The sequence below is a fragment of the Pseudomonas nitroreducens NBRC 12694 genome, from assembly GCF_002091755.1.
Taxonomy (GTDB): domain Bacteria; phylum Pseudomonadota; class Gammaproteobacteria; order Pseudomonadales; family Pseudomonadaceae; genus Pseudomonas; species Pseudomonas nitroreducens.
The window spans coordinates 132,372-157,334 of the sequence record NZ_BDAI01000003.1 but is presented as its reverse complement, the minus strand read 5'-3'; the positions used below and the strand labels follow the sequence as shown (position 1 = coordinate 157,334).

General features: G+C 66.8%; 25 protein-coding genes. 11 read left to right on the top strand and 14 right to left on the bottom strand.

The window, feature by feature from the left end:
* Positions 1 to 68: 68 nt before the first annotated feature.
* From PNI01S_RS09875 to PNI01S_RS09850, 6 genes are all read right to left on the bottom strand, one after another.
* Positions 69 to 1,211 (bottom strand): ABC transporter substrate-binding protein, encoded by a 1,143-nt coding sequence (locus PNI01S_RS09875; RefSeq protein WP_038803595.1) that lies wholly within the window; start codon positions 1,209 to 1,211, stop codon positions 69 to 71.
* 50 nt (positions 1,212 to 1,261) lie between these two features.
* On the bottom strand, positions 1,262 to 2,377 hold the full coding sequence (locus tag PNI01S_RS09870; RefSeq protein WP_089285830.1) for an ABC transporter ATP-binding protein: 1,116 nt from the start codon (positions 2,375 to 2,377) through the stop codon (positions 1,262 to 1,264).
* Positions 2,378 to 2,612: 235 nt separating this feature from the next.
* Positions 2,613 to 3,431, bottom strand: coding sequence for a helix-turn-helix transcriptional regulator (locus PNI01S_RS09865; RefSeq protein WP_024764640.1), 819 nt, complete (start codon positions 3,429 to 3,431; stop codon positions 2,613 to 2,615).
* 169 nt (positions 3,432 to 3,600) lie between these two features.
* A complete protein-coding gene (gene rhlE1 / locus PNI01S_RS09860) occupies positions 3,601 to 4,983 on the bottom strand; it encodes an RNA helicase RhlE1 (protein WP_038803594.1) in 1,383 nt (460 codons plus the stop codon).
* Positions 4,984 to 5,033: 50 nt separating this feature from the next.
* The gene (locus tag PNI01S_RS09855; RefSeq protein ID WP_024764639.1) at positions 5,034 to 5,510 is read right to left on the bottom strand and encodes a LabA-like NYN domain-containing protein; all 477 of its coding nucleotides are present in this window, start codon (positions 5,508 to 5,510) and stop codon (positions 5,034 to 5,036) included.
* Positions 5,511 to 5,590: 80 nt separating this feature from the next.
* Positions 5,591 to 6,337 carry a DUF2076 domain-containing protein gene (locus PNI01S_RS09850; protein ID WP_084358062.1) on the bottom strand — a complete coding sequence of 249 codons (747 nt, stop codon included), beginning with the start codon at positions 6,335 to 6,337 and terminating at the stop codon, positions 5,591 to 5,593.
* A 159-nt stretch (positions 6,338 to 6,496) separates the two neighbouring features.
* On the opposite strand from PNI01S_RS09850, the gene PNI01S_RS09845 reads away from it, so the two are divergent.
* On the top strand, positions 6,497 to 7,147 hold the full coding sequence (locus PNI01S_RS09845; protein WP_084358060.1) for a YciC family protein: 651 nt from the start codon (positions 6,497 to 6,499) through the stop codon (positions 7,145 to 7,147).
* Positions 7,148 to 7,234: 87 nt separating this feature from the next.
* Positions 7,235 to 7,666: a VOC family protein gene (locus PNI01S_RS09840; protein WP_065086617.1), complete on the top strand. Its 432-nt coding sequence runs from the start codon at positions 7,235 to 7,237 to the stop codon at positions 7,664 to 7,666.
* A gap of 204 nt (positions 7,667 to 7,870) precedes the next feature.
* Here PNI01S_RS09840 and PNI01S_RS09835 read toward each other — a convergent pair whose 3' ends face one another.
* Entirely contained in the window at positions 7,871 to 8,635 is a 765-nt protein-coding gene (locus PNI01S_RS09835) for an SDR family oxidoreductase (RefSeq protein ID WP_084358058.1), read from the bottom strand.
* Positions 8,636 to 8,786: 151 nt separating this feature from the next.
* Between PNI01S_RS09835 and PNI01S_RS09830 the strand changes: the two genes are divergently transcribed.
* Both PNI01S_RS09830 and PNI01S_RS09825 read left to right on the top strand, forming a co-directional pair.
* Positions 8,787 to 9,869, top strand: coding sequence for an endonuclease/exonuclease/phosphatase family protein (locus PNI01S_RS09830; protein WP_065086618.1), 1,083 nt, complete (start codon positions 8,787 to 8,789; stop codon positions 9,867 to 9,869).
* Positions 9,870 to 9,973: 104 nt separating this feature from the next.
* On the top strand, positions 9,974 to 10,738 hold the full coding sequence (locus tag PNI01S_RS09825; protein WP_084358056.1) for a substrate-binding periplasmic protein: 765 nt from the start codon (positions 9,974 to 9,976) through the stop codon (positions 10,736 to 10,738).
* Between the two features lie 302 nt (positions 10,739 to 11,040).
* On the opposite strand, the gene hrpB is transcribed toward PNI01S_RS09825, so the two are convergent.
* Positions 11,041 to 13,572 carry an ATP-dependent helicase HrpB gene (hrpB, locus tag PNI01S_RS09820; RefSeq protein WP_084358054.1) on the bottom strand — a complete coding sequence of 844 codons (2,532 nt, stop codon included), beginning with the start codon at positions 13,570 to 13,572 and terminating at the stop codon, positions 11,041 to 11,043.
* 186 nt (positions 13,573 to 13,758) lie between these two features.
* On the opposite strand from hrpB, the gene pmcY reads away from it, so the two are divergent.
* The 3 genes from pmcY to PNI01S_RS09805 are packed head-to-tail and all read left to right on the top strand — an operon-like array spanning position 13,759 to position 15,585.
* The gene (gene pmcY / locus PNI01S_RS09815) at positions 13,759 to 14,175 is read left to right on the top strand and encodes a periplasmic Zn2+ metallochaperone PmcY (protein WP_024763942.1); all 417 of its coding nucleotides are present in this window, start codon (positions 13,759 to 13,761) and stop codon (positions 14,173 to 14,175) included.
* 1 nt (position 14,176) lies between these two features.
* Complete coding sequence (locus tag PNI01S_RS09810; protein ID WP_024763943.1) at positions 14,177 to 14,689, top strand: DinB family protein; 513 nt, start codon at positions 14,177 to 14,179, stop codon at positions 14,687 to 14,689.
* Positions 14,689 to 15,585 carry a cation diffusion facilitator family transporter gene (locus PNI01S_RS09805; RefSeq protein WP_024763944.1) on the top strand — a complete coding sequence of 299 codons (897 nt, stop codon included), beginning with the start codon at positions 14,689 to 14,691 and terminating at the stop codon, positions 15,583 to 15,585. The genes PNI01S_RS09810 and PNI01S_RS09805 overlap by 1 nt, the downstream gene beginning before the upstream one ends.
* A gap of 6 nt (positions 15,586 to 15,591) precedes the next feature.
* On the opposite strand, the gene PNI01S_RS28620 is transcribed toward PNI01S_RS09805, so the two are convergent.
* A complete protein-coding gene (locus tag PNI01S_RS28620) occupies positions 15,592 to 16,662 on the bottom strand; it encodes a DUF6515 family protein (RefSeq protein WP_024763945.1) in 1,071 nt (356 codons plus the stop codon).
* 441 nt (positions 16,663 to 17,103) lie between these two features.
* Here PNI01S_RS28620 and PNI01S_RS09795 point away from each other — a divergent pair, with 441 nt between their 5' ends.
* Together PNI01S_RS09795 and PNI01S_RS09790 are read left to right on the top strand one after the other, a co-directional pair.
* Positions 17,104 to 17,583 (top strand): Lrp/AsnC family transcriptional regulator, encoded by a 480-nt coding sequence (locus PNI01S_RS09795; protein WP_024763946.1) that lies wholly within the window; start codon positions 17,104 to 17,106, stop codon positions 17,581 to 17,583.
* Between the two features lie 263 nt (positions 17,584 to 17,846).
* Entirely contained in the window at positions 17,847 to 18,050 is a 204-nt protein-coding gene (locus PNI01S_RS09790) for a DUF2788 domain-containing protein (protein ID WP_015475469.1), read from the top strand.
* A gap of 21 nt (positions 18,051 to 18,071) precedes the next feature.
* Here the strand turns inward: PNI01S_RS09790 and PNI01S_RS09785 are convergent, their stop codons facing one another.
* On the bottom strand, positions 18,072 to 18,638 hold the full coding sequence (locus PNI01S_RS09785) for a pseudouridine synthase (protein ID WP_037006932.1): 567 nt from the start codon (positions 18,636 to 18,638) through the stop codon (positions 18,072 to 18,074).
* A gap of 151 nt (positions 18,639 to 18,789) precedes the next feature.
* Here PNI01S_RS09785 and PNI01S_RS09780 point away from each other — a divergent pair, with 151 nt between their 5' ends.
* Positions 18,790 to 19,830: an MBL fold metallo-hydrolase gene (locus PNI01S_RS09780; RefSeq protein WP_024763948.1), complete on the top strand. Its 1,041-nt coding sequence runs from the start codon at positions 18,790 to 18,792 to the stop codon at positions 19,828 to 19,830.
* Here the strand turns inward: PNI01S_RS09780 and PNI01S_RS09775 are convergent.
* Positions 19,730 to 20,710: a sterol desaturase family protein gene (locus PNI01S_RS09775; protein WP_084358051.1), complete on the bottom strand. Its 981-nt coding sequence runs from the start codon at positions 20,708 to 20,710 to the stop codon at positions 19,730 to 19,732. The genes PNI01S_RS09780 and PNI01S_RS09775 overlap by 101 nt on opposite strands.
* 112 nt (positions 20,711 to 20,822) lie before the next feature.
* On the opposite strand from PNI01S_RS09775, the gene PNI01S_RS09770 reads away from it, so the two are divergent.
* A complete protein-coding gene (locus PNI01S_RS09770; RefSeq protein WP_037010384.1) occupies positions 20,823 to 21,833 on the top strand; it encodes an AraC family transcriptional regulator in 1,011 nt (336 codons plus the stop codon).
* Between the two features lie 20 nt (positions 21,834 to 21,853).
* On the opposite strand, the gene PNI01S_RS09765 is transcribed toward PNI01S_RS09770, so the two are convergent.
* From PNI01S_RS09765 to amn, 3 genes are all read right to left on the bottom strand, one after another.
* Positions 21,854 to 22,417: an SEC-C metal-binding protein gene (locus tag PNI01S_RS09765; RefSeq protein ID WP_024763950.1), complete on the bottom strand. Its 564-nt coding sequence runs from the start codon at positions 22,415 to 22,417 to the stop codon at positions 21,854 to 21,856.
* A gap of 116 nt (positions 22,418 to 22,533) precedes the next feature.
* The gene (deoC, locus tag PNI01S_RS09760) at positions 22,534 to 23,310 is read right to left on the bottom strand and encodes a deoxyribose-phosphate aldolase (RefSeq protein ID WP_024763951.1); all 777 of its coding nucleotides are present in this window, start codon (positions 23,308 to 23,310) and stop codon (positions 22,534 to 22,536) included.
* 82 nt (positions 23,311 to 23,392) lie between these two features.
* Positions 23,393 to 24,877, bottom strand: a complete 1,485-nt coding sequence (gene amn / locus PNI01S_RS09755; RefSeq protein ID WP_376784772.1) for an AMP nucleosidase — start codon at positions 24,875 to 24,877, stop codon at positions 23,393 to 23,395.
* Positions 24,878 to 24,963: the final 86 nt, after the last annotated feature.

The following is a 24,963-nucleotide window of genomic DNA, read 5'->3' as shown; positions in this document are numbered from 1 at the left end:
CTTCGCGGCAGGGCGAATAACGCACCAGCGTTATCCGCCGCATTCCGCATAAACGCTGAAGCTGCCGATCAGGCGGCCTTGAACCGCGCCATCAACTCGGCGCGCGCCGGGCTGGTAAGGGTCGCCGCGGCGCCGAACTCCAGCGGCGACAGACGCTCGGCCGCCGGGTACATGATCGGGTCGTCGAGCATTTCCTTGGAGAGCAGCGCGTCGACGCGCTTGTCGCCGCTCGGGTAGCCGTGGGAGAGCACCTCCAGCTTGTTGTGCGGCGGGTCGAGCAGATAGTTGATGAAGGCGTAGGCGGCATCCTTGTGCTCGGCGCTCTTGGGGATGGCGAAGAAGTCGCTCCAGATCTCGCCGCCCTCCTTGCCCAGCACGAAGGTCATGTCCGGGTTGTCGCGGTGCAGTTGGGAAGCATCGCCGGTCCAGGCCATGGCCATCCAGGCGTCGCCGTTGCGCAGCGAGGGCTGGATGTCGGAGTTGATCGCGAACAGGTGCGGCTTGGCCTGGATCAGCAGCTTCTCGGCCTCGGCCAGCTCCTTCGGGTCCAGCGAGTTGAAGCTGTAGCCGTAGTACTTGAGCGCGTTGCCGATGGCGGTGAGCTGGTAGTCGTGGACGATGGTGCGGCCCGAGGCGCTGGTCAGGGTGAGGTCCCAGAACTGTTTCCAGGAATCCGGGCTGCCCTTCACGCGGCTGGCGTCGTAGACGATGCCGGTGGTACCCCAGTTCTTCGGCACCGCGTAGACCTTGCCGTCCACCGTGCCCTGGGCCATGAAGCGTTCCTCGAAGGCCTTGGGGTCGAAGTTGGGGATGCGCGAGAGGTCCAGCGGCTCGATCAGCCCGAGCTGCACGTAGGTACTGATGGTGTAGTTGGTCGGCACGAAGACGTCCCAGCCGCTGCCGCCGGCCTGCAGCTTGGCGAGCATCTCCTCGTTGGAGCCGAACACGTTCATCTGTACGCGGGCGCCAGTGGCCTTGGCGAAGGCGTCGAAGTTCTCCTGGCTGTGGTAGTTCGGCCAGGTGGCCAGGGCCAGACGGTCGCCGATATTGCTGCCCTCGGCCGCGTAGGCCTTGCCGGTCAGCAGACCGGGAGTGTTGGCGGCGACCACCGCCATCGCCAGGCCGAGGCCGGTCTTGCCGAGGAAATCGCGCCGCGTGATGGAGCCGTTTTCCCAGCTGCGCATCGTCTTGATGAAGTTCTTCTTGTCCATCGTCACTCCCCGCCTGTCTGCTGATTTTTCTGGTTAGGATTGGATCGTTTTCAGAGCGCCATGGCCAGGCCGCTGGCCTGGTTCCAGCCGACCTGCACCGGCGCGCCGTGCTCGAAGGCTTCCGCCTCGCCGCCGGCCTTGCGCGGCACGCGCACGCAAACAATGCCGAAGGCGTCGGTGCGCACGCGGTATTCGGTGAGGTTGCCCAGGTAGATGCGGTCTTCGACGCGGCCCTTCAGGCGCACTTCGCGCTGCAGCTCCGAATCGGCGGCGGCGATGCCGACCAGTTCGGGGCGCACGGCGATGCAGCCTTCGGCCTGGGGCGAGAGCGAGGGACCGGTGGGTGTCGGCGGGCTGCTCAGTTCCAGCCCGGCCGGCGTACCCAGCACCACACGGCCGGAATCGAGGCGGCGGACGGTGCCGGCGAACAGGTTGGACTCGCCGATAAAGTCCGCCACGTAGCGGCTCGCCGGTGTCTCGTAGAGTGCTTCGGGGGTGGCGGTCTGGATGATCAGGCCGTCCTTCATGATGCTGATGCTGTCGCTCATCGACAGCGCTTCTTCCTGGTCGTGGGTGACCAGCACGAAGGTGATGCCGACCTCGCGCTGCAGGCGCAGCAGTTCCGACTGCATCTCCTTGCGCAGCTTGCGGTCCAGCGCGGCCAGCGGCTCGTCGAGCAGCAGCACGGTGGGCTTGTTCACCAGCGCGCGGGCCAGCGCCACGCGCTGCTGCTGGCCGCCGGAAAGCTCGTGGGGCTTGCGTGTGCCGAAGCCGGACAGGCGCACCATCTCCAGCGCCTCGTCAGCCATGCGACGCTGCTGCGCGCGGTCCGGGCGCGGCGTGCGATAGCGCAGGCCGTAGGTGATGTTCTCGGCCACCGTCAGGTGCGGGAACAGCGCGTAGTGCTGGAACACCATGTTCACCGCACGCTGGTGCGCCGGCACCCCTGCCACTGCCTGGCCGGCCAGCAGGACCTCGCCTTCGCTGGGCTGCTCGAAGCCGGCGATCATCCGCAGGGTGGTGGTCTTGCCGCAGCCGGAGCTGCCGAGGAAGGAATGGAAAGCGCCGCGCTTGACCTTGAAGCTCAGCCCGTTGACCGCCGGCACGCTGCCATAGCGCTTGACCACGTTACGGAACTCGATATCGACATCCTGACCGCTTTCCATCATCGCGCTCCCACCTTGTTCTTGTTGGTGGTCACGCTAGCAATGGGGCTTTCGGGGTGTATATATCCCTCGGGGGATAGATGGCGGGATTGGTTCTCTCGGCGCGCGATCGCGGGACAGGAATCCCCTGCAGGACCGAGGGGGCGCCCGGCCCTTGCTCGCGAATCGCCCAGCGCCGGAGTTATCGGGGAGCCCGTTCGCGAGCAAGCTCGCTCCTACAAAAGAGCTACCCGGTTCAGCCGGCTGCGCGCATCCCACCCGCCACATCGCGTCCGGCCAACTCGCGGATGAACAGCCCGAGCAGCTCCGACTGGCTGCCGATGCCGAGCTTGGCGTAGATGTTCTTGCGGTGGATCTTCACCGTGCCTGGGCTGATATCCAGCTGCTCCGCTACCGAGGCGCTGGAGTGGCCGCGCAGGAGCAGCTGGACGATCTCCTGCTCGCGGGGCGTGAGCAGCTGGGCGCCGAACTGGTCGAAGGCCTCGCGGATCTGGTAGTCCAGGTCCTGCGCCGGACGCGGCTGCGCGCGGCGCAGTTCCCAGGCTTCGCGCACCACCTGCTCGACCACCGGCCGCGCACATTCGAGCAGCTGCATCTCGTCGCGGCTGTAGGCGGGGCTCGAGGTCTTGCGCATCAGCGAGAGCACGGCGGTGGCGCCGTCGGCCAGGTCGACGAAGAAGGCGATCTCCTCGGTCAGGCCGGTCTGCTGGTAGTAGGTCTGGTAGTACTCGCCCACGTAGAAGTGGTCCGGCGCGAACTGCCGCAGGCGCCACAGCCCCGGCGCCTGGTGGCGGGTGCAGGCGAGGTAGAAGGGATCGAGCAGGTAGGGGCCGACCTGGTAGTCCTCGACGTAGACGTGGCGGATGTCGGCCGGGAAGGTGTCGAACAGGTCCAGTGGGCGGTGGTTGCCTTCGTAGACGAAGAGCACGAAGTTATCCACCGCACAGACCTGCTGCAGCCACTGGCTGAGGCCGAGCAGGCGCGGACGACCGGCGGCCAGCGGGAGCAGATGGGCGACTCCGCCGGTCCAGGCTTTGAGTTCCTTGTGGCGCATGGGCTGTCGTTCTTGTTGTGTGCGCGATGGGCACACTATAGGCGTTCGGGATTCCACACGGAAATGCAGCTTTTGCGCCACACCCCACAAGACCCCGCCACGCCTGGGGAAAGCCCCGACTCAGCCCTCGGCGGCGCACCGCGATGAAGCAGGCGCGCGCCTTAACGGCTCAGGGGCGGCGACCGCCCTTGCCGGCCGGCTTTCCAGAAGAGAGTTTTCCAGAAGACGGCTTGCCACCTGCCGGTTTGCCGCCAAGGCCGAACCCCGGCGCCTTGCGCACCGCCTTGACCTGCGGCTTGTCGTCCAGCAGCGAGCCCAGGTGGACCTTGCCCGGTTTGCCTTCGGGCACCTTGGATTGCTTGGGCTTCTTCGGCTTTTTGGTTATCTGGCCGCCGGGGGCGGTGACGGGCACCCGGTGTTCCGCCTCGAAGCCATCTTCTTCCTGGCGCTGCAGGGTCTGGCCGATCAGCGTCTCGATGGCCGCCAGCTGCTGCACTTCGTCGGCGCAGACCAGCGAGATCGCCTGCCCGCTGGCGCCGGCGCGACCGGTACGGCCGATGCGGTGGACGTAGTCTTCGGGGACGATGGGCAGGTCGAAGTTGACCACCAGCGGCATTTCCTCGATATCCAGGCCACGGGCAGCAACGTCGGTGGCAATCAGGAAATCCACTTCGCCGGCCTTGAACCGCGCCAGCGCGCGCAGGCGCGATGGCTGCGGCTTGTCGCCGTGGATCGAGTCGGCGCGGATGCCTGCTTTCTGCAACAGGCCAACCAGCTCATCGACGCCCTTGCGGGTCTTGGCGAACACCAAGGCCTGGCGCCAACCCTGCTCCCGCATCAGGTGCAGGAACAGCTCGGCCTTGCGCTTCTTGTCGACGGTGACCAGGTGCTGCTTCACCGTCTTCGCCGCCGTGTTGCGCGGCGCCACGTCGATGGTCAGCGGGTCGCGCAGCAGCTCGCGGGCCATCTGGCGGATGGCGTCGGAGAAGGTTGCGGAAAACAGCAGGGTCTGCCGGCGCCTGGGCAGCGCGGCGAAGACCTCGTCCAGTTCGCGGGAGAAGCCGAGATCGAGCATGCGGTCGGCCTCATCCAGCACCAGGGCCTGCAGCTGGGTGAACTTCAGGGCGTTCTGACGATACAGGTCGAGCAGTCGGCCAGGAGTTGCCACCAGTACGTCGACGCCCTTGCGCAGCTTCATCATCTGCGGGTTGATGCTGACCCCGCCATAAGCCACGGCAGTGCGCAGCGGCACATGCTGGCCGTAGGCGCGGAAACTCTCGTGGACCTGCTCGGCCAGTTCGCGGGTCGGCACCAGCACCAGCGCGCGGATCGAGTTGGCCGCGACCTGGTGACCTTCCTGCAGGAGCTTCTGCAGCAACGGCAGTGCGAAACCGGCGGTCTTGCCGGTACCGGTCTGCGCGGCGGCAAGCAGGTCTCGGCCCTTGAGCACGGCCGGAATGGCCTGGGCCTGCACCGCCGTCGGATTCTGGTAGCCGAGCCCGTCGAGGGCGCGCAGGAGGGGATCGATCAGGCCGAGGTTGGCGAAGGTCATGGAGCGCTCGCAATACGAATTCGGAATGGGCGGCATTGTAGCCGCAAGGCTCAGGAACGCAGCAGCAGCGCGCCTTCGATGGGCACATAGCGGCTGGCCGCGCGGATCAGCGCCTGGGCGGTGAGGCCCGGCACGCCGTAAGCGGTGGCATCGGTGCCGCCGGCGCGGACGCGGTCCAGGAGCAGGTCGAAGTCACCGTCGCCGGAAGCCAGCACGACTTCGTCCACATTCGGCGCGGCGTCGAGGATGTCGATGGTGATCCCCACGTCCCAGTCGCCCTTGGCCGAGCCGTCGGCGCGCTGGATGTAGGGCTTGAGCTTCACGGTGAAGCCGAGCTTGCGCAGGATCTGCTGGAACTGCTGCTGCTTCGCGTCACCCCGGTCGATGGCATAGGCGTAGGCCTGGACGATGTTGCCCTGGGCGCTCAGCTCGGCCCACAGGGCGGCGTAGTTGAAGTGGCAGCCGTAGGCCTGACGCACGGTGTAGTAGAGGTTCTGCACGTCGGCGAACAGAGCGATGGTCTTCAACGGTGACTCCGGGACTCGAACAGCGGGGGCGCATTATCGGCACAGCGGCGCGCCCCCGCCAGTCCCGGCGGGCGGGCGGCTCAGCTGAACATGTCGCCGTCGTCGTCGCCGAAGAAGCCGGAGTCGTCGCCCAAGCCGCCACCGTCGTCGTAGTTGGCGTCACTGAAGTTGCTGTCGGCATAGCGGTCGCCGCCGCCAAAGGAGTCCTCCGTCCGCGAGTCGTCGAAGCGCGAAGGTTCCGGCTGCACCGGCTGCTCCTGGATCACTTCGACGATTTCCTGCGGCTGGTTGTGGTGGAACATGCTGGTCAGCAGGTCCGCCACCATCACCCCGCCGGCCACGCCCGCGGCGGTCTGCAGCGCACCGCGCATGAAGCCACCGCCCTGCGGTGCGGCTTGCGCCGGCTGTGCGGGGCGGAAGTCGTTGGGATTGCCGGCCGCAGGATTGTTGGCGTACGCCGCATTGCCGCCGGGCTGCGAGAAACGTGTCTGGCCCCAGCCGTCCGGGCGCTGCTGCGGTTGCGCCGGGCGCTGCTCCTGGCTCTGGCCGCCGCCGAACAGCCCGGCGAGGAAGCCGCCGCTGCTCGGGCGCTGCTCCTGAGCCCTGGCCTGCTGCGCTTCGAGTTCCTTGACGCGCTGGTCCAGGCGTTTGATCGCCGCTTCCTGGATCAGCATCGCCTGGGCCATGTAGTAGGGCGCGGCCGGCTGCTGCACCAGGTGCCTGTTGATCTGTGCCTCGGCGTCGGCGTCACGGGGCGCGGTCTGCGACTCGGCGTCACGCAGGCGGGTGAACAGACCATCGATCAGGGATTGCTCTTCGGAATTCATGACAGGCCTCGAGTGAGCGGGTGAATCAAAACGGATCGCTGAAGCGAAACATTGGATCGGGTCGGAAAAAAACAAGTTCCGGTCACAGAATTCTTGCGCCTTCTATCTGAGGGTTTGCTTAAGTTAGAGTCGAAGCCCTCGGACAGTATCGGGTTACTGATGAATCCCCTTTCCATCCTCCGCGACACCTGGTTCTTCTTCTCCCGTCATCTGGGCACCCTGGTGCCGCTGTGCCTGCCGTGGATCGTCATCGAGACGCTGGTGCAGCAGCAGATCAACGTCGCCGCCGGCTCGCAGAACATCGCGCCCTGGGGCATGGCTGCGGGCCTGGTGTTCTACCCGATCTACACCGCCAGCCTGATCCTCTACATGATCGACGCGGGCGAAGGTATCGAGCGCAGCGTGCGCGAACTGTGGAGCGCAGCGTTGCGCCTGTGGCCGGCTTTCGCCCTGCTCTCGGCGATCACCTCGCTGCTGATCGTCATCGGCCTGTACCTGATGGTGCTGCCGGGCATCTTCGTGATGATCAAGCTGGCCTTCGCCGAATTCCTCCTGGTGCAGCGCGGCAGCGCGCCCATCGACGCGATGCGCGAGAGCTTCAGCCTGACCACCGGGCATTTCTTCCTGCTGCTGATCACCTCCCTGGCCATCCTCGCGCCGGTGTGGATCGCCGAAGGCTGGATCACCGAGGCCGGCCAGGACGCGCCGGTACTCAGCGTCGCGCTGCACTCGCTGAGCGGGTTCTTCCAGCTGCTGCTGACGGTGGCCGCCTACCGCATCTTCATCCTGCTTGGCCGCGAGGCCGCCTAGCGGCAGCAAGTCGCAACAAATCCCCCGGCACGTCGAGCGCCGGGGTTCTACGCTGGAGTCTCCTTTCCCCGAGTATGGAGACTCGCCGTGAGCGACTTCCCGCCCAGCTGCCTCTCGCACATTTCCATCGGCACCAACGACTACCCGCGCGCCAAGGCGTTTTACGACGCCGTGCTGCCCACCCTGGGCTGCCAACAGATCATGGAGCACCCCGGCGCGGTGGCCTATGGCCGCGCCTTCCCGGAGTTCTGGCTGCAGACGCCCATCGACGGGCGCCCCGCCAGCGTCGGCAACGGCACGCACTTCGGCTTCATGGCCAATTCCCGCGAGGAAGTGGACGCGTTCTATCGCGCCGCGATAGCTGCCGGCGCCACCGACGAGGGCGCCCCCGGCCCGCGCCCGCTCTATGGCGATCCGTACTACGGCTGCTTCATCCGCGACCTGGACGGGCACAAGATCGAGGCGTCGTTCTGGGACATGGCGCTGGCAGGCGGTGGTTTCGACACGCACTCGCATTGATCTGAACCGATCTTCGTCAAGGGCATTTCCGGCTGGCCGCTGTGTTCATCGTTCTGCCCAATGGTCCCCTCTCCCGCTTGCGGGGGAGGGTTAGGGAGGGGACGGGCTCACGCCCGGCGATGCAGTTCCACGGGGAGTGCCCTCTCCCCAACCCTGGCTGCGCGCTCCGCTCCGAAGGGAGAGGGAGCAAGAGCCCCCGGACATTCAGTTTCCCGGCCTGAGCCCCGACATCTTCGGTACCAGCAGCTTCTCGAACAGCCGCGGGAAGAAGCGCGCCAGCAGCCTCGCCCGCCAGTTGACGTTGGACAGCACCAGCAACCGCCGGCGGCGCAATGCGCCCTGGTAGATTGCCTCGGCCACGTCGCGCGGCGAGGCGACCTCCGCGCCCAGCACCAGCGCCGGCTGCCGGATCACCGAGCCGTCGCCCACCAGCGCGTTCTTGCGCAGGTCGGTGGCAGTGAAGCCGGGGCATGCCAGGGTGATTGCCACACCGGTGCCGTCCAGCTCCATGCGCAACGTGTCGAACAGGCCGTGCAGCGCATGCTTGCTGGCGTTGTAGGCGCTGCGGTAGAGCAGCGGCGCGAAGCCGGTAAACGAACTGAGCACGACGATCTGCCCATGCCGCGCCAGCAGGCTGGGCAAGGCCGCCTGGGTGCAGTGCAGGGCGCCGTAGAAATTCACCGCCATCACCCGGCGGAAGACTGCCAGCTCGGTCTCGATGAACAGGCTGCGGTGGGTGATGCCGGCGTTGTTCACCAGCACGTCGATACCGCCGAAGCGCTCGACAACCAGTGCCACCGAGCGCTGCACCGCCTCGGCATCGGCGATGTCGCAGCGCAGGCCAAGGGCCTCGACGTTCAGGTGTTCGCGCAGGTGCTGCACCAGGGCGCGGCCGATGCCGGAGCAGCCGCCGCTGACCAGCACCACCTTGCGTCGGTAGACGGGATGGGAGAGGAGCTTGCTCGACATGGCAGCCTCCCGGAGCGCGCGGGTGCGAAACAGCATCCTGCGAACTACGTCTCACAAGGTTTCAGGATTATTCCCACACTAAACACAGAGATGAAATACGAAGTCACAGCCACTATCCTCTGGTCCCAACAAGCATAGCCCCTGGTCACCCATGAGCCTCTCGCTTCGCCGTCGCGCCCTGTTCCTGCTGTTCATCGTCCTGCTGCTCGCCCTCTCCGCCGCCGCCTGGCTGCTGGCCTGGCACCCCGCCGAGCGCGAAAGCGTCGCCGCCCAGTGCCGCGCGCCCGCGCCGCAACTGCAGCCGGGCCAGGCACTGAAGGTGATGACCTGGAACGTCCAGTACCTGGCCGGCAAGCGCTACATCTTCTGGGACGACCTGCCCGACACCACCGGCCCGGACGACAGCCCCAGCCCCGAAGACATCGCCTACAGCCTCGACGAGGTGGTACGGGTGATCCGCGACGAGGCTCCGGACATCGTCCTGCTGCAGGAAGTGGACGACGGCGCCGCCGCCACCGGCAAGCAGGACCAGCAGGCGCTGATCGGCGACCGCCTGGCCGACCTGTATCCCTGCTCCAGCGCCGCCTTCGACTGGAAGGCACGCTTCGATCCCAATCCCCATGTGTTCGGTAGCGCCGGGCGCAAGCTGGTGACCTTCAGCCGCTTCCAGATCGCCAGCAGCGAGCGCATCGCCCTGCCGCAGCGTTCATCCATCCCGCTGCTGCATCTGTTCGCCCCGCAACCGGCGCTGTTGCAGAGCGACCTGCCGATCCGCGGTGGCGGCCAGCTCAGCGTGATCAACACGCGCCTGGAACGCCCCAACGGCGACGACACCCCGCAGCGCCAGGTGGAAGCCGTCGAGGCCCAGCTGAACTCCCTGCAGGCCGCGGGCCGCCCCTGGCTGCTGGGTGGCGATCTCGGCCTGCTGCCGCTTGGCCAGTATCCCTACCTGCCGGAAGTGCTGCGCGCGCCCTATCGCGCCAACAGTGAACTGAACCTGCTGGCAGCGCGCTTCCCGGTGATCCCGGCGGTGGAAGAGTCCAGTGGCGCCGACCAGGAGAACTGGTACACGCATTTCCCCAACGATCCGCGCGTGCACAAACCCGACCGCACCCTCGACTACCTGTTCCACAGCCCCAGCCTGAATCGTCTGGAGGCCGGCGTACGCGCCCACGACACCCTGCGCATCTCCAATCACCTGCCGCTTTCCGCACGTTTCCTGCTGCCCCACTGAGCGCTTCGGCATAACGCCACCGGTGGAAGCTGGACAAGTGCGAGGCGGCAGTCGCATGCTCGGCCCGCTTCGAACAAAAACGATAACGAGCACCCAGGCCATCCATGCATTTGCGCCGTCTTGCCGGGCTGATCCTCGCCCTCCTCTGCCTCAACGCCCTGGCCGTCGACCGGCCCACGCTGGCCGACCGCCTGCCGCATCCAGTGCCGGCGCTGACGGTGGGCTACTACGAATTCCCGCCCTACACCTATACCGCCCCGGATGGCAGCACCCGCGGCAGCGGTGCCGAAATGGTCCGGCGCATCCTGCTCAAGGCCGGCTACCGCGCCGACTTCCGCCCGCTGCCCAGCGCCCGCCTGTACCTGGGCCTGCAGGACGGCAGCGTGCAGCTCTGGGCCGGCGCACCCGGCAAGCAGGAACTGGCGGGCAGCACGCTGGAGTGCGAGCGAGTGCTGGGCCACGTCGAGCTGAACCTCTACCGCCTGCCCTCGCGGCCCTCGCCCGAAGTGCCCGGCGGCCTGACCGGCAGCCGGGTCATCCTCATCAGCGGCTACAGCTACTGGCGACCGATCACCGACCTGCTCGCCGACCCGGCGCTGAAGCTGGAGCTGCACCGCACCAGCACCCACACCGCAGCGCTGCAGATGCTCGAACGCGGTCGCGGCGACTACCTGATCGACTACCAGACGCCGGTAGAGCAGGCGCGCCAGGAGCTCAACATGGCGCCACTGGCCTTCGACAACCTGTACAGCGTGCCGACCAAGCTGATCGTCTCGCGCCACGCGCCCGACGCCGAAGGGCTGCGCGCACAGCTGGACCATGCCTACGACGAATTGCAGGCGGCAGGTTACGAGATGAAGTTGCCCTGACCGGGAAGACCGCTATCGCGTAGGTCCGCAGACACAAGCGGACTCCGTCCGCGATCGGCTCCGCTTCGCACAGAAACATCGCGGATGAATCCGCTCCTACCCGACAGTCCTGTACTCGGATCAGCCCTCACCCTCTCCCAGAGGGAGAGGGGACCGTTCGGTGCAGGATGAAACCTTGGTGCCCGCCGGCACGGGCGGCTCCCTCTCCCTCTGGGAGAGGGCTGGGGTGAGGGAAGGCACTGGCACGGACTTACCTGAAGAAGACAGTTGCTCCTACAAGAGCAGGAGCCCTTGCGCGAATTTCAGGTCTTGCGCGGCTTGGCCCGCGCCGTCGGCTCGGCGATCAGCGGGTCGTCCGGCCAGTAGTGCTTCGGGTAGCGCCCCTTGAGGTCCTTCTTCACTTCGGCATAGGTGCTGCGCCAGAAGTTGGCCAGGTCCTGGGTCACCTGTACCGGCCGCTGCGCCGGAGAGAGCAGGTGCAACTTGACCGCCACCCGGCCCTGGGCGATGCGCGGCGTATCGGCGAGGCCGAACAGCTCCTGCAGGCGCACAGCGAGGACCGGCGGGAACTCGCTGTAGTCCAGGCGGATGTTCGAGCCGGACGGCACCTGCAACGTGCGCGGCGCCAGTTCGTCCAGGCGTTGCGGCAATGGCCAGGGCAGCTGCGCATGGAGAATCCCGCTCAAGTCCAGGTTGCCGAAATGCGAGAGCCGCGAAACCTTGCCCAGGTAAGGCAGCAGCCAGTTCTCCAGCGAGCCCAGCAAGGCAGCGTCGCTGACGTCCGGCCACTCGCTCTCGCCCTTGCCCTCCAGGTCCAGCCGCCGCAACAGCGCGATGCGTGCCTGCCACTGGCGCAGCTCCGGCGTCCAGGGTAACAACTCCAGGCCCTTGCGGCGCACCAGCCCGAGCAGCGCGCGGCTGCGGGCTTCGGCGTCCAGATTGGGCAGCGCTTCGCTGGAGAGCACCAGTTCGCCAACCTTGCGCTGTCGCTCGGCGCGCAATACGCCTTCGCGCTCGTCCCAGTCCAGTTCGTCGTGGACGCTGACCTGCTCGGCGAGAATCGACTCGAACAGCGCCGGCTCCAGCGCCGCCGCCAGGTAGATGCGCTCCTCGCGCTGGCCCTGGCGGCTGCCGAGGTCGGCGATCACCAGCCAGGCTTCCTTCATCAGCGCATCCGGCTCGCCGAACAGCGCGGCGCGACCGTTGGCCAGGCGGTATTCGCCGCCACCGGCGCGGCGCTGGCGGGCGATACGGTCCGGGTAGGCAAAGGCCAGCAGGCCGCCGAGCCAGCGCGGATGTTCGGGGTCGGCAACCGGTTCACGGGCAGGACCCCGCAGGTAGCCCTTGAACTGCCGCGCCAGCTGGCGAACGCGCTGCACCGCGCCGCGGCTGGCGCGCGGGCCATTCTGCTCGCCGGCCAGCAGCGCGATGCGGTGATGCAGGTCGGCGTCGTTGCCGCGCAGGATGTCGCGCTCGCCAAGCAGGGCGGCCAGATCACAGGCCAACTGTCCCAGCCCCAACGCGTGGCCGCGCAGCAGCAGGTGGGCGATTCGCGGGTGCGCCGGCACCTCGGCCATGGCCTGGCCGTGGGGCGCGAGACTGCCGCCGCCGGCGCGGGAGGCCAGCGCGCCGAGACGCTCCAGCAGGTCCTGGGCCTGTGCATAAGCGGCGGCGGGCGGCAGGTCGAGCCAGGCCAGCTCCTGCGGGGCCACGCCCCAGCGCGCCAGTTGCAGCGCAAGGCCGGCGAGGTCGGCCTGGAGAATTTCCGCCGCGCCATAGGCCGGCAGTTGATCGTGCTGCGCCTCGGACCACAGGCGGTAGCAGGCGCCGGGTTCCAGGCGCCCGGCACGGCCGGCGCGCTGGGTGGCGGAGGCGCGGGAGATGCGCTGGGTATCCAGGCGGGTCATGCCGCTGCCCGGATCGAAGCGCGGCACCCGCGCCAGCCCGGCATCCACCACGACACGCACGCCATCGATGGTCAGGCTGGTCTCGGCAATATTCGTGGCCAGCACCACCTTGCGCTTACCCGCCGGCGCGGGCTCAATGGCAGCGCGCTGGGCGTCCAGATCAAGCTCGCCGTGCAGCGGGCAGATGAGTACTTCAGGCCGACCAGCCAGTGTGTCGCCCAGCTGTTCGGCGACGCGGCGAATCTCCGCCTGGCCGGGCAGGAACACCAGCAGGCTGCCGGGTTCATCCGCCAGCGCCTGCTGCACGGTCTGCACCACGCGCGGCTCGATGAATTCGCCGGCCTGCCAGGGGCGGCCCCAGCGGATGTCCACCGGGAACATGCGGCCCTCGCTGCGTACCACCGGGGCATCGTCCAGCAACGTGGAGAGGCGCTCGCCCTCCAGGGTCGCGGACATCACCAGCACCTTGAGCGGCGGCTCGTCGCGCAGCAGCGCGCGGCCGTTGAGGGTCAGCGCCAGGGCCAGGTCCGCATCGAGGCTGCGTTCATGGAATTCGTCGAAGATCACCAGGCCCACGCCCTCCAGCGCCGGGTCATCCTGGAGGCGGCGCGCGAGGATGCCTTCGGTAACCACCTCGATGCGCGTCTTCGGGCCGACCCTGCTATCCAGGCGGATGCGGTAACCAACAGTCTCGCCGACTGTCTCGCCCAGCTCACTGGCCAGGCGCTCGGCGGCAGCGCGGGCAGCCAGGCGGCGTGGTTCCAGCATCAGGATCGACTGCCCGGCCAGCCACGCCTCGCCCAGCAGCGCCAGCGGCACGCGGGTGGTCTTGCCGGCGCCGGGCGGCGCTTCCAGTACCACCTCATGGCGCTCGGCCAGGGCCTGGCGCAGGACGGGAAGGACGCTGTCGATGGGAAGGGCGTTCATGCCGGCTCCTGGAATTTCATGGGGCAGTAACCCCGATTGCGCGGGGGCCGGCGATTATAGCGGGCGAACCACGATGCCAACTCGGCAGTCATAGAAGCAACGAGAACGCCGCATAGTGCGAATCTGCCAGCAGCGACAGCGAGCTCGTTGATATAGTTGTCCGCATCATCCTCCCGGAGGTCTTCCATGCGTCTTGCCACCCGTGTGTCCTGCGCCGTTCTGAGCGCCGCCCTGTTCAGCCAGCTGACCGCCTGCGGCACCCTGTTCTACCCTGATCGCCGCGGCCAGATCGACGGCCGTATCGACCCCGCCATCGTCGCCTTCGACGCCATCGGACTGTTGTTCTACGTCATCCCGGGCCTGATTGCCTTCGGCGTAGACTTCGCCACCGGCGCGATCTACCTGCCCGATGCGAAGTACTCGGTCGCGCCGGAAAAGCTCAAGGATGCCGTGGGTGAAGACGGCACCGTGGACAAGGCTAAACTCAAGGCGATCCTCGAGCGTGAAACCGGCCGCAGCCTGCCCCTGGACGATCCGCGTCTGATCCAGCGCAGCGGCAGCCTCCAACAACTCGCCAGCCTGGGCCTGCGCCCGGAGGCCTGATATGCACGGCGCTCTCGCTTCACACCTTCAGCAACTCCTGGCGTACCACCAGTGGGCCTACGAACGCATCCTGGAGGCCATCGCGCCCCTGGATGAAGAGACCTACCGCGCGCCGCGCGGGCTGTTCTTCGGCAGCCTTCACGGCACCCTCAACCACCTCGCGGTGGTCGATCGCATCTGGTTCGCCCGAGTGCAGCGAGAGCCCTGGCAGTTCGAACGCCTCGACGCCGAGGCGGCGCCTGATCGCGCCGGCCTCGCCGACTTCCTCAATGACGGTGTCGGCGCCTGGCGCCTATGGCTGAGCAAGCAGAGCGATGCCACCCTCGGCACCCAGCTGGACTACCGCAACATGGCCGGGCAGGAACACCGCCAGAGCCTGGCGAACATCGTCCAGCACCTGGTCAACCACGGCACCCACCATCGCGGGCAAATGAGCGCCGCGCTCACTGCGCTGGGCCAGAAGGCGCCGCTGCTGGACTACATCTACTTCCTGCCCAACCGCCTGGACACCTGATGCTCAAGCACGCCAGCCACTCCCACCTCATGCGGCTGGCGACCTTCGCGTCGCTCGGCGTCGCCACCACCCTGATCGTCGCCAAGGCCATCGCCTGGTGGCTCAGTGGCTCGGTCAGCCTGCTGGCCGGTCTCACCGATTCGCTGCTCGACGGCGCCGCTTCCTTCCTCAACCTCCTGGCGGTGCACTACGCCATCCGCCCCGCGGACGACGACCATCGCTACGGCCACGGCAAGGCGGAATCACTGTCCGGGCTGGCGCAAGCGCTGTTCATCGCGGTCAGTGCCGTACTGGTAGGCACCCAGGCCATCGACCGGCTGCAACATCCCGAGCCGGTGGAAGCCGTCGGCTGGGGCATTGCGGTGATGATCCTGTCGCTGGTACTCACCGCCGGCCTGCTGACGGTACAGGGCTACGTGGTGAAGATCACCGGTTCCAATGCCATCCGCGCCGACTCCCTGCACTACCGCTCGGACCTGTTGCTCAACAGCAGCATCCTGGTCGCCCTGGTGCTGGCGAACTTCGGCTGGCAACAGATGGACGCCCTCTTCGGCCTGGGCATCGCCCTGTACATCCTCTGGAGCTCCTTCCAGATCGCCCGCGAATCCATCGCGGTGCTGATGGACGAGGAACTACCGCCCGACGTCAGCACGCGCATGCTCGAACTGGTGCGCGAAGTACCCGGCGTGCTCGGCGCCCATGACCTGCGCACGCGGATTTCCGGCACGCACTGGTTCGTTCAGCTGCACCTGGAGCTGCCCGGCGAGCTGTCGCTGTCCAAGGCGCATCACCTGTGCGACGAGGCGGTGCTGGCGATCCACAAGGAATTCCCGCGGGCCGAGGTGCTGGTGCACGCCGACCCGCAGGAAGTGGTGGGCAAAGAGACGATCAGCTAGAGAGCATCAGTTGACGCTGTAGCCGCGCCCGCTCAGGCAGGCGCCCAGGGCGCGGCGGTAGTTGTCGGCGACGTACGCCGGCGGCGCGTAGCTGGCCGATGCCGGATCGAAGCCACTTTGTTGCACGGCCCAGCCATGGCATTCGTAGCGGTCACGGGCCTGCTGGTCCGGCCCCTGGTTGTACAGCGGATAGGCGATCACGTCATAGCCGGTCTGTGCCACGGCCACCGGTTGCTGCTGGGGCGGTGCCACGACTTCGTAGTCCTGCGAACTGGCCTGCCACAGGTAGTAGGTGCCGGCAGCCAGGAAGTAGCCGATGCTGCCGACCCACACCTGCTCGGCATAGGAGGGCAGGTAGCGCACGCGCACGCCGTAGGGCGGCGTCACTACCACGTAACGAGAGCCGTAGGGACGGTACCAGTAGCCGTCGTTGAAGTAGTAGTCATTGCCACGATAAGGCACGCGGTAGTGCCCGCTCGGCATGGCATTCACCACATAGCCCGGCCGCCAGTAGGACGGATGTGGCCCCCAGTTGCCGTGGGACGGCGGCCGCCCCTGCCAGTTGCCGGATGGTGGGCGCATTTCATGGGAACCGAACTTGCCCGCGTTGCCATTGTTGGCCGGCGGACGGTTCTGCCATTGACTATCGCCATAGCCCGGCGGGCGACCCTGACCGCCCTGCCACTGATTGCCATTCTGGCCCGGAGGGCGGCCGTGCCACTGGCCATTGTCATGGCCGTTACCGGCGCCGTTTGGCGGATGCCCTTGCCATTGGCCGTTGTTATTACCGCCATTGCCCGGAGGGCGGCCCTGCCACGGGCCATTGTTTCCACCGCTGGGCGGGCGCCCCTGCCAGCCACCGCCGGAACCGTTCGGGACTTCGTGGGAGCCGAACTTGCCACCGCCAGCGTTGCCCGAACCGCCGGAAGGACGTCCCTGGCCACCGCCCTGGCTCGGCGGCTGGCCCTGGCCGCCCTGCATATCCGCGCCGCCAAAACCGGCAGCCGTGGCGGTCTGCACGGCCAGCGCCAGCGAAAGCACAGCGAAGGAGGCGAACCGCCCAATGCCCGACTTCATGAATTCCTCACTTCGGCGACGGCCGAAAACAGTGATGTGACAATGCCATAGACCACTGCGCAACGCCCGCATTGCAAGGTGTTGGGTAAAGTCAGGGTAAAGATGGGGGGCAGATCGCGGGCAAGAAAAAAGGGAGGCTCGTCAGCCTCCCTTTGTGGAATCTCGTCCTGCTCGTCGCTGTTGGCGCCGGCTCACCTCGCTCCGCCTTCTGGGCAGTGCGCAGCCCGGTGGCCGGCGCGATCCTGTGGGGTCGGCGGGCCGCGAAGCGCCTGATTGGGCGGATCGCAGGGGGACGTGATGTCCGGGCTGTGAATCTGGAAGAAATAGTACGGCGACAGAGCGGATAAATGATTGCTAAGATTGCTTATAAAGGCACAACCTGAGCAACAAACAGCCAAAAATTACGCCAAAAGCGCAATTCAATTAAAATTCGAGGCTTTCATGGACAAGCTGGACCGCTACGACCTGCGAATTCTTGCCGAACTGCAACGCGACGCGCGCATCTCCAATCAGGAGCTGGCCGAACGCATCGGCCTGTCACCCTCCCCCTGCTCGCGACGGGTCAAGCAGCTCGAAGACGATGGCTACATCGTCCGCCAGGTCGCCCTGCTGGACAGCAAGAAGCTCGGCCTGAGCCTCACCGCCTTCGTGCTGATCGGCATGGACCGGCACACCCCGGAACGCTTCGAGCATTTCCAGCAGATCATCGGCAAGTGCCCCGAGGTGCTGGAGTGCAGCTTGGTGACCGGGATGGACGCGGACTACCAGCTCAAGGTGATGGTGCCGGACATGGAGCACTACCAGCACTTCCTGCTCGGCACCGTCACGCGCATCGAAGGCGTTACCAGCGTGCGGTCGAGCTTCGTGCTGCGCAACGTTCTGGCCAGCACCGAGTTGCCGCTGGACCACCTGCGCGTCTGATCAGTTTTTGCAGGAGCGGCCAGACCTGCGACACAGCACCGCACCCTGCCTCCCGCCGAACGAAATCGATACCGGAAATTTCCCCGCCAGCCGGGCTGCGGCGGGAATTTTCGCGGCATTGCGTGCGTCGCTCAGGAGGAACTGCTCAATTTATGAACGGCTCTGAACGACAAAGCGCCGCATGCGTATAATGCGCGCCTTCTCCACCACCACCCTCAGTCCCGGCGCCCCACGAGACACATCCGTACCGGGCAGGAGCAGCAATGAACGAAAGTTTCGAAGACTGGATGATGTATGGCCTGGTAACCGGCCTGATCCTGTTCATGGCCTTCATCGTCTGGGACCTTGCCAAGAAGTCCAAGGCCGGCCGCATGGGCACCATGGTGTTGTTCTTCGCACTGGGCCTGGGCGTGCTCGGCTTCTTGATCAAGTCGGTGGTCGTCGCCGGACTCGAAGGCGGATTCTGACCCCCGCCTCGCCCCGGCCCCTCAGAGTTCGGGGCTGACTTCCCGCCATTCCCCCGGCTGCAGCCCATCCAGCTGCCACGGCCCGATGCGCACGCGCACCAGGCGCAGCGTGGGCAGGCCGACTGCCGCCGTCATCCGCCGGACCTGGCGATTGCGCCCCTCGCGGATCACCAGCTCCAGCCAGGCCGTAGGCACCGACTTGCGGAAGCGCACCGGCGGGTCGCGCTCCCACAACTGCGGTTCTTCCAGCCGCCGGGCCTCGGCCGGCAAAGTCGGGCCGTCGTTGAGCTGCACGCCCTTGCGCAGCAGGGCGAGCTGTTCGTCGCTCGGCTCGCCTTCCACCTGCACCCAATACGTCTTCGGCAGCTTGTGCCTGGGATCGGCAATCCGCGCCTGCAGGCGGCCGTCGTTGGTCAGCAGCAACAGGCCTTCGCTGTCGCGGTCCAGCCGCCCGGCCGGATAGACGCCCGGCATATCGACAAAATCCTTCAGCGTTGCGCGGCCATCGCTGTCGTTGAACTGCGTCAGCACGTCGAACGGCTTGTTCAGCAGGATCAGCCTGGGTTGTGCCGGCGGCGCCTTGGCCACCCGGCGAGACGTGGGACGGACGGCAGGACGGCGATTGGCGGGACGCGGAGGACGGGGCATGGCGAAAAGACTGGTAACCGAGGTTGGGGGTACGGCGAATGCCCGGCATGCTAGGTTGTGCCGAGTCCTCCTCGCAAGAGCACGCACGAGCATGCCCATGAGCCACCCCACCTGGCTGATCACCTTGCAGAACCTCAGCGGGCGCCTCGGCGCCCGCTATCGCGGCCCGCAGACGGCGCATTTCGACGGCACCCGCTTTCATAATCTTGACCGCCAACCGCACAACGGCCTGCGCGCCTTCCTCAAGTGGCAGCGCGAACGCGGCCGCCAGCAGGAGTGGATTGCCCAGCCCGGCCCCAACGCCCGCCCGCAAACGCCGGCCCGCCTCGAAGGCGACGAACTGCGCGTGACCTACATCAACCACGCGACTCTGCTGATCCAGCACCGCGGCCTGAACATCCTCACCGACCCGCTCTGGTGCGAGCGCACCAGCCCGTTCAGCTTCGTCGGCCCCAAGCGCGTGCACCCGCCGGGCCTGGCGCTGGACGAATTGCCGCCGATCAACCTGATCCTGGTCAGCCACAACCACTACGACCACCTGGATATCCACAGCCTGCGCGAGCTGGCCCGGCGCTTCCCGTCAGCGAAAGTGGTGACCGGCCTGGGCAACGGCGAGTTGATCCGCGCCTGCGGCTTCACTGACATCGTCGAACTGGACTGGTGGCAGAGCCTGCCGATGCCCGAGGGCATGCTGCTCACCGGCGTGCCGGCGCAACACTGGTCGGCGCGCTCGCGGCGCGACACCAACCGCACGCTGTGGATGGGTTTCGTGCTGGAGTCGCCGGACGGCCCGCTGTTGTTCCCCGGCGATACCGGGTTGGGCGAGGAATTTCGGCTGATGCATGAGCGCTTCGGTCCGATGCGCTTTGCCGCCCTGCCCATCGGCGCCTATGAGCCGCGCTGGTTCATGCGTCACCACCACATGAACCCGGACGACGCCGTACAGGCGCACCAGCATCTCGACTCGCAATGCAGCATGGCGATCCACTTCGGCACCTTCCGCCTGAGCGACGAAGGACAGTTCACGCCGCTCAGCGATCTGGCCGTGGCGCTCCAGCAGCGCGGTGTGCCAGCGGAGCTTTTCCGGGCTCCGAAGCCGGGGGAGCAATGGCGGATACCTCCGCTTCGTTAGAGCTCGGCGTGCCCGGCGGGCGCTGCCACTCCGGCGGCGCCCACAGGTGCTTGAGGCGCAGCCGCAACGGGCCCGGCCGGGCCAGGTCACGGAACATGTCGACCCACTCGTGCAGGTTCAGCCACAACGGGTTGTAGCTCTCCACCTGGCGCACGATGCCGTACTCCGGCGTTTCACGTTCCTCGACGAAGGTGCCGAACAGTCGGTCGTAGATGATGAGCACGCCACCGTAGTTGCGGTCGATGTACTGGGGATTGCGCCCATGGTGGGCACGGTGGTGGGAAGGGGTGTTGAACAGCCACTCGATGGCTCCGGGCAACTTGCCGACCCCCTGGGTGTGCAGGAAGTACTGATAGGCCAGGCTCACCGAAAGCATGAACAGAACCCACTCCGGGGCGAATCCCAGCCAGACCAATGGCAGATAGAACAGCCAGTTTCCGGCGAAGCCATAGAACAGGCTCTGGCGCATGGCCGTCGTGAAATTCATGTGCCGCGAGGAGTGATGCACCACGTGGGCGGCCCAGAACCAGCGAATACGGTGGCTGGCCCAGTGAAAGAGGAAAAAGCAGAACTCCAGCAGGAAGAACAGCAGGACAAAAGCCAGCGGAGTCATCTCGAACTGCAGCAGGCGATGTTCGAAAAGCAGCCGATAGACCGGCAACACCAGGATCGCCACCAGCACGGCATCCACCACCAGGTAGAGGCCTCCCAGCCCCAGGCTGGCCAGCGAGTCACCGAGCCGAAAGACCCCGCGCCGACGTAGCGCCAGCCACTCGACGAGTAATGTGGCGATGAACAGCGGCGTCAGGATCAGCAGCAAGTCGCGCAGTGGATCGATAGCGGCGACCCAGGACGTCAAACCAGTGGGCAGATCAGGCATGGCGAGGCTCCTGCAAGGTATGTCCTGCGTAGAGCTTGTCGAAAGTTGGGCTGACCGGATTGACCAGCCCCGCTAACTTCTTGACCTATCGCGTCAATCGGCAGACCTGCCCATGGCCCAACAGCACATCGCCAGCAGCTACGCCCGGCTGCTCTACGAGTTCCTCGCCACCCGCGGGGTCGACGCACAGGCTTTGCTCGGCCCCTTGCCGGCCCCCGCAAGCGGCTTGATTCCCCTGGCCCAATGGCAGGTATTGCTGCAGCGCGCGGATTCCCGGCTGGGCGAGCCCGCCATCGGCCTGCGCATCGCCGAAGGGATCGGACCGCAGCACTTCGGTGTGGTGGGCTATGCCGGGCGCACGTGCGCGACACTCGCCGATGCCCTGCAGCGCCTGGAGCGTTACCAGGGGCTGGTCTATGACGTGAATCCGGTCAGAGTGCGCGCAGAAGGCAACCTCCTGCTGCTGGAATGGGGCACCGAGCGCGGCAGGCCGGGCCAACTGGTCGACGAGACCGGCGTGGCTGCCCTGGTTCAGCTAGCCCGTCGCATCTGCGATCAAGCTCTGCTGCCGTCCGAGGTGCATTTCGTCAACCCGTCGCCAGCGGACATCGGCGCCTATCTGGACTTTTTCGGCTGCCCGGTGCGCTTCGGCCAACCCGCGACACGCCTGAGCCTGCCTTTGGCCTATCTACAACTGCCACTGCAACAAGCCGATCCGGCGCTTCTGGAGTTGCTCGACGAACAGGCCGAAGGCTTTCTCCGCCAACGAGGACACTCCGCGCTCCTGCACAGCTGCCAACAGGCACTGGCCCGCCTGCTGCCCGAGGGACGCGGCAACATCGCCGACCTGGCCGGGCAATTGAACCGATCGCCACGCACCCTGCAACGTCATCTGCAGGCCGAGGGCAGCAGCTTCCAGCAACTCCTGGACGACACCCGCCGCCAGTTGGCTGAGCGTTATCTCAGCGATGCTGCTCTCCCACTTGGCGAGATTGCCGCACGACTTGGTTTCTCCGAACAGAGTGCGTTCAGCCGCGCGTTCCGCCACTGGTACGGAACAGCTCCCCTGGCCTGGCGGCGGCACCTGACCAGGAGTCCGCACGCCGCGCCTCTGGACCGGTGAAGGCGCCGGCCCGCCTCGGCCTAGTTCTCGCGCACTCGCTTGCTGCAACAATTGCGGTAGCGCTTGCCGCTGTTGCACGGGCACGGCTTGTCGCCGCGGCCGCCCAGCTCCAGCCAGCTTTCCAGCCGTTGGCGCATGGACTCGCGGACTTCCCGGCGCTCATCATCCATCTGCGGTTTGCCCAACTCGCGGCTGAGCCAGAGGTAGTCCTCCAGCAGCTCGTCACGCTCCAGCGCATGCAGTTGCTCGGCAAGAGGCACGCCCTCGTAACGGCGCTTCGGGTCGGGCAGGAAGGCGATGGGCTCGCCGCCTGGCAGCACGTTCCACAGTCGGCCCTGAGCGTCGCGCCAGCAGGCGCTGAAGCGGGCACGCAGGGCCAGGCCCGGCCACTCCTCCAGGCACCAGCCATCCACCCGCTCACCGCCCAGGCCCTCCACCGCCTTGCCCACGGAGAACCAGGGTTCGCCGGCGATGCTGTCAGGCAAGGGAAGCGGCGCGGCGACTTCAGGCGTGCCGTTTTCCACCAGGCGGCGGGAGAAGCGGCGCAAGGGGTTGGTCAGGTGCGAGGGGGCGCGGAAGGGCATGCAATCACCAGCGGAGGAGGTCGGCGAAGGTCCGACCGGAGGAGCGCGCCACGGTTCCCCGTGGCGCGGGAGGCGAGCATTCTAGGCCCGCCCCAGGCTGCGTCAACGCGAGCGGTTCAGTAGCTGCGCGTGGAGATGGGCTTGGCTTCGGCGCCCAACTCGCGCAGCAGATCGTCAAGCAATGACGACGCGCCGAAACGCAGATGCTCCGGGGTGACCCAGCCAGCGCCGAAACGTTCCTCCACCAGCGCCCGGTAGCCCTGCGCATCGGCCAGCGTGCGCAGCCCGCCGGATACCTTGAGCCCCACCTTGCCGCCCTCCTCCTCGATGGTTTCGAGCATCACCCGCACCGCCTCGGGCGTGGCATTCACCGCCGCCTTGCCGGTGCTGGTCTTGAGGAAGTCGGCGCCGCCGGCGATGGCTTCCCGGCAGGCCGCGCGGATCAATTCGGGGGCGGCCAGCTCGCCGGTTTCCAGGATCACCTTGAGACGGTGGTAAGGCCCGCACAGCGTCTTGCAGGTACGGATCAGCTCCACTGCGCCGGTTGGCTCGCCGGCCTTGAGCTTGCGCCAGGGGTAGACCAGGTCGATCTCGTCCGCGCCTTCGGCAAGGGTCTTGCGCACCTCCTCCACCACGTCCGCCAGCGGGGCGTTGCCCGCGGGAAAGTTGCACACGCTGGCGACCTTCACCGAGCGCCCGCCCAGGGTATTGAGTGTTCGCCGGGCGATATGCACCAGTCTCGGCCAGACGCACACCGCGGCCACATCGCCGTAGGGCGTCAGCGCACGGCGACAGAGTTCGACGGTGCTTTGCAGGTCGTCGCGATCATTCAGGGAGGTCAGGTCCAGCAGGGCGAGCGCGCGGCCCGCCGGGGTCTTGCGAGGATCGGTCATCGGCAACGCTCTCCATCGGCTTTCTTCATGCAGCCAGGGCGACCACCATCACCCTGCTGGTCGCCCCGTGCCCTGTCGCAGATCAGCGGAACGGCGGCTCGTCGAAGCTGCGCAGCTTGCGCGAGTGCAGCGAGTTGAGCTGGGTGCGCAGCAGATCGACGGCGGCGATGCCGATGGACAGGTGCTGGCTCACCGCGCGCTGGTAGAACGCCGTAGCGGCGCCGGGCAGCTTGATCTCGCTGTGCAGCGGCTTGTCCGAGACGCACAGCAGCGTGCCGTAGGGCACCCGCAGGCGGTAGCCCTGGGCGGCGATGGTGCCGCTCTCCATGTCCACCGCAATCGCCCGCGCCAGGTTGATCAGCGGGCGTTCCTGGGCCCAGTGCAGCTCCCAGTTGCGATCGTCGTAGGTGAGCACGGTGCCGGTACGCAGGCGGCGCTTGAGCTGGTCGCCGCGCTCTCCGGTCACCACCGCGGCGGCTTCCTGCAACGCCAGTTGCACCTCGGCCAGCGCCGGGATCGGGATATGCGGCGGCAGCACACGGTCGAGAATGCCGTCGCGGCGCATGTAGGCGTGGGCCAGCACATAGTCGCCGATGGTCTGCGACTGTCGCAGGCCGCCGCAGTGGCCGACCATCAGCCAGCAGTGCGGGCGCAGCACGGCGAGGTGATCGGTGATGTTCTTCGCGTTGGACGGGCCGACGCCGATATTCACCAGCGTCACGCCGTCGCCATCCTCGGCGATCAGGTGATAGGCCGGCATCTGGAAGCGGTGCCATTCGACACTGGCGACGATGGCGTTGGCCTCACCTTCGTCGGTACCGCGCTCGATGACCACATTGCCCGGCAGGACCATGCGCACGAAGCGCGGATCGTCGCGCAGGCGCTCCAGGCCCAGGTGGATGAACTGGTCGACGTAGCGGTGGTAGTTGGTCAGCAGGATCCACGGCTGCACATGGCGCCAGTCGCTGCCGGTGTAATGCACCATGCGGCGCAGGGAAAAGTCAGTGCGCGCCGCGTCGAACAGCGCCAGCGGCATCGGGTCGGCGTTCTCCCATTCGTACAGGCCGTCCGCCACGCCATCGGAAGTGGCCGACAGGTCGGTGCTGGGGAACACCCGCGCCAACTCGGCGGCGGTCACGCCCGAACCACCCAGTTCATCGCCGCCTTCCACCACGTAGGGGTAAGGGATGTTCTGCTGGCTGACACCGACTTCCACCCGTACGGTGAAGTCTTCCATCAGCGGACGCAGTTGCTCGAGCAGGTATTTGCGGAAGGCCTTGGGCTGGGTGATGGTCACCGCGTAGGTCCCGGGCACCTGGACCTTGGCGTAGGCGCGGGTGGTGGATGGCACTTCGCCCTGGCACAGGTAGGTCACCCGCAGCAGCGGGTAGCGGAATTGTTCGCGCTGCTGCGCGTCGGGGACTTCGCGGTCCTTCAGGTAACGCTTGAGCGCCTGGTTCAGGGCGCCGGTGGCGCGCTCATGAAGCACGGCCAGTTGATCGACGGCCTCTTCGGCGGTCTGTGCGACGAAGAACTCGTCGCCAGTCGTAAGACTCATGGTGGGCATCCTGTCTGAACGATCAGCTCCATCTTGCCTGCTTCCGTTGCGGAAAGGGATGACAGATTCAACAGAGACGATCAGTGACAGGACCA

Coding starts and splice junctions, on each gene's coding strand:
- PNI01S_RS09875 (WP_038803595.1), bottom strand. CDS start 1,211: ATGGACAAGAAGAACTTCATCAAGACGATGCGCAGCTGGGAAAACGGC.
- PNI01S_RS09870 (WP_089285830.1), bottom strand. CDS start 2,377: ATGGAAAGCGGTCAGGATGTCGATATCGAGTTCCGTAACGTGGTCAAG.
- PNI01S_RS09865 (WP_024764640.1), bottom strand. CDS start 3,431: ATGCGCCACAAGGAACTCAAAGCCTGGACCGGCGGAGTCGCCCATCTG.
- rhlE1 (WP_038803594.1), bottom strand. CDS start 4,983: ATGACCTTCGCCAACCTCGGCCTGATCGATCCCCTCCTGCGCGCCCTC.
- PNI01S_RS09850 (WP_084358062.1), bottom strand. CDS start 6,337: ATGAATTCCGAAGAGCAATCCCTGATCGATGGTCTGTTCACCCGCCTG.
- PNI01S_RS09845 (WP_084358060.1), top strand. CDS start 6,497: ATGAATCCCCTTTCCATCCTCCGCGACACCTGGTTCTTCTTCTCCCGT.
- PNI01S_RS09835 (WP_084358058.1), bottom strand. CDS start 8,635: ATGTCGAGCAAGCTCCTCTCCCATCCCGTCTACCGACGCAAGGTGGTG.
- PNI01S_RS09830 (WP_065086618.1), top strand. CDS start 8,787: ATGAGCCTCTCGCTTCGCCGTCGCGCCCTGTTCCTGCTGTTCATCGTC.
- PNI01S_RS09825 (WP_084358056.1), top strand. CDS start 9,974: ATGCATTTGCGCCGTCTTGCCGGGCTGATCCTCGCCCTCCTCTGCCTC.
- hrpB (WP_084358054.1), bottom strand. CDS start 13,572: ATGAACGCCCTTCCCATCGACAGCGTCCTTCCCGTCCTGCGCCAGGCC.
- pmcY (WP_024763942.1), top strand. CDS start 13,759: ATGCGTCTTGCCACCCGTGTGTCCTGCGCCGTTCTGAGCGCCGCCCTG.
- PNI01S_RS09810 (WP_024763943.1), top strand. CDS start 14,177: ATGCACGGCGCTCTCGCTTCACACCTTCAGCAACTCCTGGCGTACCAC.
- PNI01S_RS09805 (WP_024763944.1), top strand. CDS start 14,689: ATGCTCAAGCACGCCAGCCACTCCCACCTCATGCGGCTGGCGACCTTC.
- PNI01S_RS28620 (WP_024763945.1), bottom strand. CDS start 16,662: ATGAAGTCGGGCATTGGGCGGTTCGCCTCCTTCGCTGTGCTTTCGCTG.
- PNI01S_RS09795 (WP_024763946.1), top strand. CDS start 17,104: ATGGACAAGCTGGACCGCTACGACCTGCGAATTCTTGCCGAACTGCAA.
- PNI01S_RS09790 (WP_015475469.1), top strand. CDS start 17,847: ATGAACGAAAGTTTCGAAGACTGGATGATGTATGGCCTGGTAACCGGC.
- PNI01S_RS09780 (WP_024763948.1), top strand. CDS start 18,790: ATGCCCATGAGCCACCCCACCTGGCTGATCACCTTGCAGAACCTCAGC.
- PNI01S_RS09775 (WP_084358051.1), bottom strand. CDS start 20,710: ATGCCTGATCTGCCCACTGGTTTGACGTCCTGGGTCGCCGCTATCGAT.
- PNI01S_RS09770 (WP_037010384.1), top strand. CDS start 20,823: ATGGCCCAACAGCACATCGCCAGCAGCTACGCCCGGCTGCTCTACGAG.
- PNI01S_RS09765 (WP_024763950.1), bottom strand. CDS start 22,417: ATGCCCTTCCGCGCCCCCTCGCACCTGACCAACCCCTTGCGCCGCTTC.
- deoC (WP_024763951.1), bottom strand. CDS start 23,310: ATGACCGATCCTCGCAAGACCCCGGCGGGCCGCGCGCTCGCCCTGCTG.
- amn (WP_376784772.1), bottom strand. CDS start 24,877: ATGCCCACCATGAGTCTTACGACTGGCGACGAGTTCTTCGTCGCACAG.